The sequence below is a fragment of the Desertibaculum subflavum genome (assembly GCA_003576705.1).
GTDB classification, from domain to species: Bacteria; Pseudomonadota; Alphaproteobacteria; order Ferrovibrionales; family Ferrovibrionaceae; genus Desertibaculum; species Desertibaculum subflavum.
On record QOZS01000015.1, the window covers coordinates 39159 to 51258 of the forward strand.

Here is a 12100-nt window from a genome sequence, read left to right on the forward strand (position 1 = left end):
CTTTGGAGTCCTCGAGGTCACGGTCGCCAGGACGCGAGAAGAGGTCTTGCCGGAACGCCGTCGCGCCGGGACGGCTCCGGAAACGGGACCAGTGAAGTGGCGAACGGAGAAAGTGCGAGTTCAGAGCGCCGCATCATTCTCTCTTCCAGTCCGGAAGCCGGCGGCTGCGCCGCGCTGTTCTGACCAACCTGCGGAAATGTCGGCGCCATTGCAGCGTGGTGCCACCGAGGCAATTGCGTCGGATATCAATGACTTAAGAGTGGCGGAGAGCATCAAATTCCAACCATCAGCATCATCGCTTGCAAGCCTTTGAAATTGCGGCATTATTTTTGGGAAATCCAAGCTGGAGGGGCGCTTCAAACTTTAAATCACGAAGACCTGCACGCATTGATGGCATTTGGTGGCACGATGCTGGCTCCAGGGGGAGGACCATCGGTGCTTGATTGGATCTACTTCGCGATATTGCTGCCAGCCGCAGCGGCGGCGCTCTTCTCTTTCCTCGCATTCCTGCGTTCAGGCCGAAGCGGGACAGGGTTGAGCCGGGAAGAGGCAGCGGACCTGCTGCGCACCGAGTTCGATCGCGCACGACAATCGAGCGATGAACAGGCGCGCGCTGTGCGACAGGAACTCGGCGACAACCAGCGTGGCTTCCAGGAGACCACGCTCAAGGTCTTCGGCGAGCTCGCGCAGTCATTGGGTACGCAGACGCGGGCGTTCGGAGAACGACTCGATGCCGGCCTGCAGACGATCGATGGCCGCGCCGTGGCTATCGCCGGCAAGCTCGATGCCGATCTCAAGCAGATGGGCGAAGAGGCCACACGGAATCGCGACGCCTTGCGGCAAGCAATCGATACCAGGCTCGACGAGGCTGCGAGCAAGCAGGCGGCTGCCGCCAAGGATCTTCGCGAAGAGGTCTCTGGGAGCGTGCAACGCCTTAGCGATGCTCTCTTGAAGGCCGCAGGCGAACAACGAACTCTGCAGACCGAACAGTTCGAGACTTTTGCCGGTCGGCTTGGTGAGAGCCTGGTGACGATCGAAGCCCGTTCGAAGGAGATCAGCGACGCCCTGCAGAAGAATCTTGCCGACTTCGGAACGGCGGCTGAGCAACGCCATGAAGCTATGCAGCGCACGCTCGCGTCACGGCTGGGCGAGATGCTGGAAGCCAACGCGAAGAGCGCGGAAGCGCTACGCGTGGAGCTAACAGCGAGCCTGCAGTTGCTTGGCACAAACATGACGGCAGCGCTGCATCAGATCGGCGCCCAGCAGAAGGAACGGTTGGACATCGTCGGCCAAGAGCTACGGACGCTCACCGAGAAGCACGAGAAGGGTCAGGAGGCGCTCCGCCTGACTGTCGAAGGGCGCCTCGATACCTTGCGCAACGAGAACTCAGCCAAGCTCGACGAAATGCGCCGGACCGTCGACGAGAAGCTGCAATCCACGCTTGAGCAGCGGTTGGGCGAATCCTTCAACCGCGTCGTCGAGCAGCTCGAGCGTGTCCACAAGGGCATCGGTGAAATGCAGACGCTGGCGACTGGCGTGGGTGATCTGAAGAAGGTGCTTTCCAATGTCAGCGTGCGGGGCGCACTCGGTGAAATCCAGCTCGCCATGCTGCTCGAACAGTTCCTCTCACCGGAGCAGCTGATCAAGAACGCGGTCGTGCAGGAAGGTAGCGCCGAGCGCGTCGAGTTTGCCGTCAAGCTGCCCGGCCGCGAGACCGATCACGAAGTGCTGCTACCTATCGATGCGAAGTTCCCGCAGGAGGACTACGAGCGTCTGGTTGCGGCCTCCCACCTCGGTGACGCGGAGGCGGTGGCAGACGCAGGCAAATCGCTTGAGGCTCGGGTGAAGATCTTCGCCAAGACCATCCGGGAGAAGTACATCCATCCGCCGCGCACAACGGATTTCGCCATCCTCTTCCTGCCGACCGAAGGACTCTACGCGGAGGTGCTGCGCCGGCCTGGGCTCTTCGAGTTCCTGCAGCGTGAGTACCATGTGTCGCTCACCGGCCCGACTACCCTGACGGCGTTTCTGAATGCGCTTCAGATGGGTTTCCGCTCGGTCGCGATCGAAAAGCGTTCCAGCGAAGTGTGGCAGGTCCTTGGTGCGGTACGCAGCGAATTTGGCAGATACAATGAGGTCGTCGACCGCATCGCGAAGCAGCTCAACACGGCAGCGAAATCCGTCGAGACACTGGGCACTCGCACGCGAACAATGAATCGGAAGCTGCGTGATGTCGAAACCCTTCCGGACGAGGCAGCGCAGGCTTTGCTCGGGTTCGATGCCAACGGGCCGGCACTGGCCGACGTCGAAGAGGAAGCGGCCTCAACGGCGTAGTGACACCATCGACCACATGGGAGCCGGCAAAGTGGTCGGGGCTGGGCAGCTGCGCCGCTGATTTGAGGGTGCAATGGACGATCTCGACCAAAAGATTCGAGAGCTCCTCGATACTGAAATTTTGGCCGACACGCGTGACGACCTGCTGGAGTTCAAGAAACAGCTGCTCGCCGGCAGGCTTCCGCAAGAGGACGCAGAATACGTTCGCGCTTTGCACGATCGCGTGATGGGGGGCTCTCGAGTTGTGCCTATCCCCCCTTCCGAGACTGCCTCAGCTGATCCGAAGGATCTTCACCTGCTAAAGGCTGAAAACGCGGAGCTTCGAAGGAAGGGCCGAATTGCCGTCGCGGAGCGGGATAAGCTTCGGGCACTCATTGCGGACCTCGAGGCCAATCGAGGGTATGAGAGCAACGCAACCGCCCGATTCGAGAAGGCGAAAAAAGCATTTGCGCGATTGTATCACCCGGACAATCAGCGGGGCACCACGATAGAGCGCGCAGTGCGAACTGAGATATTTAAAGAGTTCTGGGCGGAGTTGGAGAAGATCGAGAACGAGTAGAATTCGCCGCGGACAACCTTGCCGGTAGAATTCAATCAGGTTGGAATGCCTTCGGGCTGGCCGGGTGAGCGTGCCCGTGTGGTCATGCGAGACGACCTTGGCGTGGGGCAGGGAATGAAGCCACGAGCGTTGCCGACTGCTGTCGCCTTTTTGCTCGCATGCTCGGGACTTGGCGACGCCAGGTCGCAATCGGAAATGGATGCAGTGTCTCGGCTGCCGAAAGAGCAGCGGGATATGATCTTATCCGCATGCTCGCTGAGCAAGTACAGCGGGCCTGCTGCCTATTACAGCTGCCTCGACAGACAGATTGCGGCGCTCCAAAAGAGCCCCAACCCGCCGACGGATCAGCTCTCCCGATTGTCTAAAGAAGAGCGCGATCTGATCTTGTCCGCGTGCTCTCTGAGCAAGTACAGCGGGCCGGCCGCTTATCATAGCTGTCTCGACAGACAGATTGCGGCGCTCCAAAAGAACCCCCTTGCGCCGACGGAACAGCTGTCTCGGCTGTCCAAGGAAGAGCGTGACATGATCTTGTCCGCATGCTCGCTGAGCAAGTACAGCGGGCCCGCTGCCTATTACAGCTGCCTCGACAGACAAGTCGCCGCCCTCGGAAGCGTGCGACAAGAGCCGCGCGGAGATAGGAAAATTGACCGACCTGGCCCTACTTCCATGCCAGCCGCTGGCAGTGCCGAAGTCGCAAAGGCCCAACGCGCGCTCAGCGAACTCGGCTACGATCCAGGTCCGGTCGATGGGCAATGGGGCCGCCGGACATATTCTGCACTCGTCCGGTTTCAATCGGACAAAGGGATTGTGCCTGCTGATGGCCATTTGTCAGCGGCAACACTCGAGGCGCTCGAAGCGGCAGTGGGCCAGCATCGAGCAAGTGCACGCAGTGCCGCGACTGCCGAAACGGAAAGGGCCCCATCGATAACCCCAGCACCGTCGCCTGCAAAGTGGGCAGCGATGAAGAGCAGGGTGCTCACGTCCGAAGGGTCTACGGATCAAGGGGCGCAGCGCGTGTTTGCCGCCGTCAAAGGAAGCATCTGGACGGTCATAGCTGGGAAAACAATCGCGGACGTCCAAGCCGTTCGAAATTTGGCACAAGGCTCGGCTGTCGCCGTGTCAGGACGGCTGCTACTTACGAACTGCCATGTGCTCGATGGACGAGCCGTCTTGGTGCTAGTGCAAGGCGATGCGATTGACACTGCAAGCCTGGTCAGCAGCTCACCTGATACTGACCGCTGCATACTAAGAGCCAAGACGCTCACACTCCTGCCGATACGGTTCATCAGGTCCAGCAAGAGCGTTCAGATCGGCGAACGGGCCTACACAGTCGGTGCGCCAAGTGGTTTGGAACTGACTATCGGCGAAGGAATCGTCTCCGGGGTAAGGGCGAGAGCCGGAGTGACGTACCTTCAGTCGAGCGCGCCAATTTCGTCCGGATCTTCCGGCGGCGGTCTATTTGATGGTGAGGGCAAACTGATTGGTATAACTACATTCCGCATCCGCGATGGGCAGGCGCTGAACTTTGCCATAGCCGCTGACGAATACTGGCGAGATTGATCGGGCGACCGAAGGACTGGAACAGTCGCGAACTGAGGTCGTGACTGCGGCGGTGTTGCGGCTGCAGGCTCGCGCATGAAGGCGCGTTCGAGACGGATTGAGGTTGGGGAGCGTCACCCCGCTTACAGCCGGGCCTCACTATATTGCAGGTCAGCAGGAGGCGATGCCGATGGATGGGAACTGCTTGCTGATCGTCACAGCCGAAGTCGATCCGGAGATCGAGGCTGACTGGAACCGCTGGTACGATGAGATGCATCTGCCGGATGCACTCCGCTGTCCCGGCGTGTTGGCCGAGCGTCGCTTTGTCTCGAATGGAGCGATCAGCGAGTCCGACCGAGGAGAGCGCCGCGCGCTCGGCAAGACGCTCTATACGACCATCTACCGGTTGGCGTCGCCCGCGGCTGTATCGACACCAGAGTTCACTGCGATGCGAGGCTGGGGTCGCTTCACCCCGAATGTGCGATCGCGGAGCCGCGTGGTCGTCGCATTGGGCCAGGACGCGTCAGACTCACGTTGAATGACCATCACTTGCGAGTGCCGTGCTTCGGCTCCCTCGCGCGGCGGATCGAGACCACAAGGGGACCGGAACAGTCGCGAACGGAGAATGTGCGGAATGGCAGCGCCGCATCATTCTCTCTCTGCCGCCGAAAGGCGTCTCCGCCGCGTCAAGCGGTCGCTAAGGGACCGGAATTTCGCACCAATTCCGGCTTCTCCGAAATTCGAAAAAGTCCTTGTGTGTCAATGGGTTAGGTTGGCGGGCAGGAAAGGATTCGAATTCTCAGTATCATCATACAATCGCGCTGGAATGATGCGTTGTCGGGCGCTGTTTGCTACTGCCGTGGCCATGTTCTGGCTCCAAGGCATGATCGCCGAGATCGCGACCATCGCATTCGGACGCTCGTAACATGGCGAAAAGACTGACACGCGAGGAGCTCCACGCCCTTGTCTGGGACAAGCCCATAACGCGGCTGGCGAAGGATTTCGGCCTGTCCGACGTCGCTCTTCACAAGATCTGCCGCAAACACAATGTCCCGACGCCTCCTCTCGGTTACTGGGCGAAGAAGGCCCATGGCAAGCCGGTGAGCAACACGCCACTGCCGAAGGACGAGGGATCATCGGGCACCATTTTCATTCGCGAAGGCGCCGAGATATTCGAAAGCGAGGCGGTGTCAGCTTCCCGCGCACGAGTCCAAGAGCTTGCCGAGCGGCAGAGTGAGACGCCCGCCGAGACCAAAGACCCGATCCTGGAGCGCACCCTGGTCCAGCTGGCCAGAGCCAAACCGGATCGCACCGGCATAGCGAAGGTCGATGGCAAGGGGCTGATCAGTGTGGCTGTCCGTCCTGAATCTGCTCAGAAAGCCGAACGATTGCTGAAGCTGCTGGTCGGCGCGGCTCGTGCGGCGGGGCTGACGCTGGAGGCAGCGAAGGAAGCCGCCGCATGGCACGTTGATGGCGATACGGTCACCTTTGAACTGGTCGAGGCTGTCGATCGGATCGAGCATGTTCCCACCGCAGCGGAACTTGCCGCGTTGGCGAAATGGGAAGCCAAGCGCGAAGCCGATCGCAAGCGCTATGGCTATGTGAGCGACTGGGGACGGCCGCACATCCCCAAGTGGGAGGAGCGGTTTCAGGGGCGCCTCTCCATCCGCCTCGAGGAGGTCCGGATCCGAACCGAGAACGAATATTGGGGCCCGGTGATCAGACGGGTCTTTTCCGACAGCAAGAGGCGCGACGTCGCCAAGTCGATCCCCACCATCCTGTCCACCATTGCTGCCATCGCGGTGGCCAAGCGCGAGAACCGCGCCGCAGATGAGCGGAGGCGACTGGCACGCGAGGAGGCCGAGCGCCGCCGCGTGGAAGCGGAGAGGCGGGCCGAGATCGAGCGGAAGCGGCGCGCGATGCTCGACAAGCTGATGTCCGAGCACGAGCAGATCGTTCGCTTCGAAGGTTATCTCGCGGCCCTCGAGGGATCGCTCAAAGGCGACGAGAGGCCTGAGCGTGTCGCACGCCTCATCATGTGGACCAGAGAGCGGCTGGAGAAGTTGCGGCAGGCCTCGGTGCCAGACTCGATTGAAGCCAGGCTCGCTCATGAGGGCGCGTTCGAGACGGATTGAGGTGGGGAGCGTCACCCCGCTGGCTGCCGGACCTCGTTATATTGCAGGCAGGCAGGAGGTGGCGCCGATGGATGGGAACTGCTTGTTGATCGTCACAGCCGAAGTCGACCCGGAAGTCGAGGCTGACTGGAACCGCTGGTACGATGAGGTGCATCTGCCGGATGCGCTCCGCTGTCCCGGCGTGTTGAGCGGGCGGCGCTTTGTCTCGAACGGATCCATCAGCGAGTCCGACCGAGGAGAGCGCCGCGCGCTCGGCAAGACGCTCTATACGACCATCTATCGGTTGGCGTCGCCCCTGGCTGTATCGACACCGGAGTTCACCGCGATGCGAGGCTGGGGTCGCTTCACCCCGAATGTGCGATCGCAGACCCGCGTGGTCGTCGCATTGGGCCAGGACGCGTCAGACTCACGTTGAATGACCCCCACTTGCGAGTGCCGTGCTGCGACTTCCTCGCGCGGCTGATCGAGACCACAAGGGGACCGGAACAGTCGCGAACGGAGAACGTGCGGAATTGCAGCGCCGCATCATTCTCTCTCTGCCGCCGAAAGGCCTCTCCGCCGCGTCAAGCGGTCGCTAAGGGACCGGAATTTCGCACCAATTCCGGCTCCTCCGGAATTCGAAAAGTGCCTTGTGTGTCAACGAGTTAGGTTGGCGGTGGGCGCAGTCTGGAGCGAACCACGCTCTCGGCCTGATTCCCTGTTCGCTTCGCAGGGAACTGTCCAGAGATTTTTCTGTCGATATCAGGGAGGCGATCGCCATTTCTCCAACCAAACAGGGAATCGTGGAAGGCAGCACGGTTTCGGACGCGGCGGGCCGGCCGTGCTTTTCGGGCGCGTGTCCTCAGGCCAACCGCGTGAGTCACTAGGCTTGATTTCGTCTCCGGCCTCTTGCCGCAACAAGCGGGTACTCCGCGACGAACTCCAGGTGGGATTTGAAATCGAGATCGTGCCGGATCATCGTCTCGATAAGGAGATTCCGGATGGCACGCACAATTTCGGTGTGCTCCGCCATATTCTTCGCGCGCTCAGCTTTGACAAGAAGCTCCTCCATCTGAGCCAGAATCTTCTTGTGCTCGCGCCTGCGTGCATGCACGCGCTCGAAACCGGTTGACAGGAGCACTTTTGCCTCGCTGACAAAATGGCTTGCCATCGCGGATTTCAGTTCGGCCACGGCGATGCCGAAGCCCTGAGGGGGCAGATCGGTCACGAACCGGGAGAGCGCGTCACATTGCGCCACCAGCGCCCGATGCTCGCTGTCGATCTTCACGTTTCCCGTTTCAAGGCTCTTGAGCCAACCTATCGGCTTCAGGTTGCTCGCCTCATCAGGGCGACCCCCAAATTGGGTGTCATCCCTTTGAAGGAGCCGGTTCGTTCTCGAGTCCATCTTGACCACTCCAAAGCTGCGCTCGCCTGCGACCCGATTTGCGTGCCCCATCAAATACAACGGCTGCCAGACCTGCGATTGCGAGCAGGACGACGGGGCCGCTCCAGAGCCGAGCAACCTCATGCCCGACCAGCCCGCCGCAAACGCGCATGAGCGTTCCCGTCTGAAGCAGCAGCAGCGGTACATACACAGCACCGTGGTATTGAATCCGACGCCGCGTGATCGCAGGCAGGATGATGAGCGCGTGACCAAACACCATCGAGAGCGCGAAGCCGATCAACACCGCGTGGATCGCGACGTCGTAGGGCAAGCCAACCGATCGGTTTGCCGATAGGAGCAAGAGCAGTCCCGCCCCACCGAGCCAGCCATAGCCGCACAGCATGCAGACAGCGAAGAAGCGAGTCTCGCGCCGTTGTCGAACATTCCGGCGGGCAATGTCGTGAGGGAGCAGCCAGCTGGTCAGGAGGACGAGACCCGTGCCGAAAAGTACGGCACCGTCTGCCGCAACCAGCGCATTCTGCGCACCCGCAAGCAGAAGACCGGCCCCGAGGAGGAACACCCACTCGGCTCGTCGTGTTGGAATCAAAACCCTGCTCAGCTCCAGTCGCTCGCCCGCGACGGTCAGAATCGGGAAGGCAAGCCACCAACCCACAATCTCAGGCACCGACTGGCCGGAGAGCCAAAACACGTTGCCGGCGAGCCAGGCGATGGCGCCCAGTATCATCGCGCCGTGAAACACGGTCGGCTGGGACCGTGCGACGACGACGGAAGCAGCGACCAACACTACTGCGGCAATCACATAAAGCGCGGCGCCCGCCACCAATGGAAGCCCCGCCAGCAAGGCGAGCGTTCCGAGCCCGGCAGCGGCGGGGCAAGCGAACGCCCAAGGCCGCCCGAGTGCAATGGCTCGCTCCAGTCCGATCAGGGTGCCGAACATGCCCGATATGAGGAGCGGCCCGTGCAGCTCGGCCAGCGAACCGGTAGATAGCGGCCATCCGAGCCGGGTCATCCCGCCGAGAAGGCCGCTCATCAGCGCCATCCCGCCGAGCGCCATGAGCGCCAGGCGACCTCCGAGGCCGTGTCCGAGCGAACGTGCTCTCGACAGTATTGTCCCATACATAGGGTTTGCCCTCGTTCCTCTCCCGGCTAGCCGCGCAACATGGCGCGGCCGCGGTCGCTTATCCGATCAGGGTGCCAGGGCGGCTCCCACACGAGACCCGCGACGATTTGCGTCGTGGCGCCGTAGCGATTGACCAACGCATCGCGCGCCTCGTCGAGTAGCAGCTCGCCGAGCGGGCAGGATCGGGTAGTCATCGTCAGCGACAGCTCGATGCCCTCAGGTGACCGTGCGGCGCGGTAGACGAGCCCAAGATCAACGATGCTGAGTCCGACTTCCGGGTCGGTCACGCCTTGGAGGGCATCCAGGATCTCAGGGTCGAGAACGTCAGATGAGTTCGGTGTCTTGCCCATGAGCCCATTTCAGCGTGGTCCGGGCTCAGCTTCTTTGGCCCGGAGCAAATACATGCACTTTTGTCAGCTGAGTCGGAGGAAGGCGATCGGGGGTCCCGGTCGCACGGTCACGCAGCCCATGGGCCCTGGCTGCACCACTTCGCCATCCAGCACGAAAGGGCGATGCGTCCTGAGTTTGATGCGGCCCGCGCGTCCGCTGCGGTAGCCGGACGCTTCCATCCAGGGGGCAGGCCTGCCGCGCAGCACCCGTGGCAGCGCCCGGATCAACCCGGATGCAGGCGCGCCCACGTTCAGCCATCGGATCAGACCATCGCCGTCGCCCCAGAAAGGCGACAGCCACGGCAGCAACCGGTCGAGCGCCGTCAGCAGGAGCAGAAACTGGCGATCGCCGGGGAGCAGCGACCCGTCGACCTGCACTGTGATCGGCGCGCCGCCCAGGAAAGCTGTGCGGCCGCGCCCGCAGGTGGCGTGAAACACGTTGGCGGCGATGCCCCCGACGATACCGAGTTGACGCGTCAACCCGATCGCGTTGACGCGTCGACGCGTGAGCAACGTCCCGTCGAGGAACGCCGCCGCACCGAACAGGAAGCCGTGCAGGACCTCGCTCTCGCCTTCGCGCTCGATCTGCAACGGCGATTGCCAGACTGTGCTGGCGCGCAAGGCTTCGGCCGGTGTCTTGAGGATGCGGTCGATCGCATGGACCCGCGCGGTGGTCACGCCGAGCCGCAAGGCGACCAGGTTCGTGGTCCCGGATGGCAGCAGCACCAGCCTTGGGCGCGCGACATTGGGCGGAAGGCGCAGGACGGCCGAGGTGACGGCGGACACGGTTCCGTCGCCGCCGTCAACGATCAGGTCCGTTGCGCCCTGCGCCGCCAGTGAGGCGACCTCGGCTCCGAGTTCGCCGCCGCCCCTATAGACCAGTCGAGGGATGCCTGGGTGGCGCGCCAGCGCGCGCTCGATCGCCGGATCCTGGCGATTGCGACCCGCGGCTGGATTGGTGACGACCGCCGCCCGGACGGGTCGCGGATGATAATGGAACAAGGCAGCACCTCTTCGATGCCCGGAGCATGCCTGCCGTGCCGCGGTTCACTTTGACCCTGGACAAACTGCCTGGAGTTTGCGCCGCACCAACGTTCCTCCGGTTGAATGGCCCATCCTGGCCGGGCAAGGAGCAGATCGATGTCCATTGAACCCGATCAAACCGTGGACGAGGTCATGCGGCGATGGCCGGAGACGATCCGGGTGTTCCTGGATTGGCGGATGCATTGCGTCGGATGCCCGATCGCCAGCTTTCACAGCGTGACCACTGCGTGCCTGGAGCACGGCGCCAATCAGGCGGAATTCGTGAGCGCCCTGGAGGCGGCGGTCATTCGGAAGGCTTCTCAGCCAGCATGACGAGCTTGTGAGGGTCGCGGATCACGATGCGCTGACGGCCACCCTCGACCAAGCCCTGATCCTCCCAGGCACTGAGGATGCGGCTGACCGTGTGAAGCGTGGTCCCGATCATCTCGGCAACGTCCTGCCGCGTGATCGGAAAATCGATCTGCACGCCTTCGTCCACCTTCTTGCCCGCCTGCTGGGCAAGGCGGAGGAGCGCCCGCGCGACGCGCTGCTCCACCTGTTCCGTCGTCATTTCGATCACGCGCGTATGCGCTTCCTGGAGCCGACTACCGACGGTCTGCAGGGCGGTGCCTGCCAGCGACGGATATCTCGCGATCAGCCTCGGCCAAGCCGCCGACCGCCAGGCCAAGGCAAGGCTCTCGGATGCGGCAATGGCGGTTGCCGGGTAGGTGCTGCTCCCGATTGCCGGGGCGATGCCGAAGAGTTCCCCAGGGCCGACATAACGGACGACAATCTGCTGCCCGGCGGGCGTGAGCTTGACCGCGCGCACATGGCCGTTCAGTAGAACAAAGAACGAATGCGCTTCCTCATCCTGCGAAAAGACGGTCGATCCCTTGGGAAAGCGGACCGTCCGCGCCTCTCTGAGAAGCTCGTCAAGCTCCCCGGGCGCAAGGCCGGCAAAGACCGGGAGGCCCGCGACCTGGGACCTGTCCACATTCGCCATCGACGCCTCCCATGCTTCCGCGGCACGAATCTTCCACGAATTTGCTGCAGCGCAAACTCTCCGGCCGCAACAGGGCCTATCTCTCCGTCATGAGCCTCGAAGCTCCGGCTTCGTTCCCCCAAAGCAGGCTCGCAGGAGAAGACGATGCGCAAGTTGGTCCTATTCGGTGCCCTGGTCGCCGCCTTGGGCGTGGCGACGGCCGCGACAGCGGCCGAAGTCGAGGTCAAGATGCTGAACAAGGGCGCCGCCGGCATGATGGTGTTCGAGCCCGCCCTGGTCCGGGTCAAGCCCGGCGACAGCGTCAAGTTCGTCCCGACCGACAAGAGCCATAATGCGGAGAGCATTCAGACGATGCTCCCGGATGGCGCCACCCCCTTTGTCGGCAAGCTCAACGAAGAGCTTACCGTCACCTTCGACAAGCCCGGCGTCTACGGCTTCAAGTGCAAGCCCCATTACGGCATGGGCATGGTCGGCATCGTGGCCGTCGGCGAGGCGCCCAACCTGGAGAAGGCCAAGGCGGTGAGCCACCCCGGCAAGGCGAAGTCGACCTTCGCGGGCCTGTTTGAGAAGCTCGCGACGTCCGTTACCGCGTCGAAGTAGCGCCAGCGACGCTG

13 protein-coding genes are annotated in these 12100 nt (G+C 62.5%); 8 read left to right on the top strand and 5 right to left on the bottom strand.

Annotated elements, in window-relative coordinates:
• Window positions 1–435 precede the first annotated feature (435 nt).
• From DT074_RS09940 to DT074_RS09965, 6 genes are all read left to right on the top strand, one after another.
• Complete coding sequence (locus tag DT074_RS09940; protein WP_368744574.1) at window positions 436–2334, top strand: DNA recombination protein RmuC; 1899 nt, start codon at window positions 436–438, stop codon at window positions 2332–2334.
• A 73-nt stretch (window positions 2335–2407) separates the two neighbouring features.
• Window positions 2408–2893 (top strand): hypothetical protein, encoded by a 486-nt coding sequence (locus DT074_RS09945; RefSeq protein WP_119419689.1) that lies wholly within the window; start codon window positions 2408–2410, stop codon window positions 2891–2893.
• 18 nt (window positions 2894–2911) lie between these two features.
• Complete coding sequence (locus tag DT074_RS09950) at window positions 2912–4453, top strand: trypsin-like peptidase domain-containing protein (protein ID WP_162914779.1); 1542 nt, start codon at window positions 2912–2914, stop codon at window positions 4451–4453.
• A gap of 184 nt (window positions 4454–4637) precedes the next feature.
• Window positions 4638–4970 (top strand): DUF4286 family protein, encoded by a 333-nt coding sequence (locus DT074_RS09955; protein WP_162914780.1) that lies wholly within the window; start codon window positions 4638–4640, stop codon window positions 4968–4970.
• A 388-nt stretch (window positions 4971–5358) separates the two neighbouring features.
• Entirely contained in the window at window positions 5359–6567 is a 1209-nt protein-coding gene (locus tag DT074_RS09960) for an RWP-RK domain-containing protein (protein ID WP_119419692.1), read from the top strand.
• A 67-nt stretch (window positions 6568–6634) separates the two neighbouring features.
• A complete protein-coding gene (locus tag DT074_RS09965) occupies window positions 6635–6982 on the top strand; it encodes a DUF4286 family protein (RefSeq protein ID WP_162914781.1) in 348 nt (115 codons plus the stop codon).
• Between the two features lie 447 nt (window positions 6983–7429).
• Here the strand turns inward: DT074_RS09965 and DT074_RS28000 are convergent, their stop codons facing one another.
• The 4 genes from DT074_RS28000 to DT074_RS09985 form a co-directional block, all read right to left on the bottom strand.
• Complete coding sequence (locus DT074_RS28000; protein ID WP_368744575.1) at window positions 7430–8002, bottom strand: bacteriohemerythrin; 573 nt, start codon at window positions 8000–8002, stop codon at window positions 7430–7432.
• Window positions 7914–9071 carry a DUF8744 domain-containing protein gene (locus DT074_RS09975; protein WP_497746120.1) on the bottom strand — a complete coding sequence of 386 codons (1158 nt, stop codon included), beginning with the start codon at window positions 9069–9071 and terminating at the stop codon, window positions 7914–7916. The genes DT074_RS28000 and DT074_RS09975 overlap by 89 nt, the downstream gene beginning before the upstream one ends.
• 26 nt (window positions 9072–9097) lie before the next feature.
• Window positions 9098–9421, bottom strand: a complete 324-nt coding sequence (locus DT074_RS09980; protein WP_119419695.1) for a metal-sulfur cluster assembly factor — start codon at window positions 9419–9421, stop codon at window positions 9098–9100.
• Window positions 9422–9484: 63 nt separating this feature from the next.
• Entirely contained in the window at window positions 9485–10462 is a 978-nt protein-coding gene (locus DT074_RS09985; RefSeq protein WP_119419696.1) for a diacylglycerol/lipid kinase family protein, read from the bottom strand.
• Window positions 10463–10600: 138 nt separating this feature from the next.
• Between DT074_RS09985 and DT074_RS09990 the strand changes: the two genes are divergently transcribed.
• Complete coding sequence (locus tag DT074_RS09990) at window positions 10601–10816, top strand: DUF1858 domain-containing protein (RefSeq protein WP_119419697.1); 216 nt, start codon at window positions 10601–10603, stop codon at window positions 10814–10816.
• Here the strand turns inward: DT074_RS09990 and DT074_RS09995 are convergent.
• Window positions 10788–11486 carry a Crp/Fnr family transcriptional regulator gene (locus tag DT074_RS09995; RefSeq protein WP_119419698.1) on the bottom strand — a complete coding sequence of 233 codons (699 nt, stop codon included), beginning with the start codon at window positions 11484–11486 and terminating at the stop codon, window positions 10788–10790. The genes DT074_RS09990 and DT074_RS09995 overlap by 29 nt on opposite strands.
• Window positions 11487–11630: 144 nt before the next feature.
• Here DT074_RS09995 and DT074_RS10000 point away from each other — a divergent pair, with 144 nt between their 5' ends.
• Window positions 11631–12086 (top strand): pseudoazurin, encoded by a 456-nt coding sequence (locus DT074_RS10000; RefSeq protein ID WP_119419699.1) that lies wholly within the window; start codon window positions 11631–11633, stop codon window positions 12084–12086.
• Window positions 12087–12100: the final 14 nt, after the last annotated feature.

Excerpts from the sequence above, each read along its gene's own strand:
- DT074_RS09945 (WP_119419689.1), top strand. The coding sequence starts at position 2,408 with ATGGACGATCTCGACCAAAAGATTCGAGAGCTCCTCGATACTGAAATT.
- DT074_RS09960 (WP_119419692.1), top strand. The coding sequence starts at position 5,359 with ATGGCGAAAAGACTGACACGCGAGGAGCTCCACGCCCTTGTCTGGGAC.
- DT074_RS09965 (WP_162914781.1), top strand. The coding sequence starts at position 6,635 with ATGGATGGGAACTGCTTGTTGATCGTCACAGCCGAAGTCGACCCGGAA.
- DT074_RS28000 (WP_368744575.1), bottom strand. The coding sequence starts at position 8,002 with ATGGGGCACGCAAATCGGGTCGCAGGCGAGCGCAGCTTTGGAGTGGTC.
- DT074_RS09975 (WP_497746120.1), bottom strand. The coding sequence starts at position 9,071 with ATGTATGGGACAATACTGTCGAGAGCACGTTCGCTCGGACACGGCCTC.
- DT074_RS09980 (WP_119419695.1), bottom strand. The coding sequence starts at position 9,421 with ATGGGCAAGACACCGAACTCATCTGACGTTCTCGACCCTGAGATCCTG.
- DT074_RS09990 (WP_119419697.1), top strand. The coding sequence starts at position 10,601 with ATGTCCATTGAACCCGATCAAACCGTGGACGAGGTCATGCGGCGATGG.
- DT074_RS09995 (WP_119419698.1), bottom strand. The coding sequence starts at position 11,486 with ATGGCGAATGTGGACAGGTCCCAGGTCGCGGGCCTCCCGGTCTTTGCC.
- DT074_RS10000 (WP_119419699.1), top strand. The coding sequence starts at position 11,631 with ATGCGCAAGTTGGTCCTATTCGGTGCCCTGGTCGCCGCCTTGGGCGTG.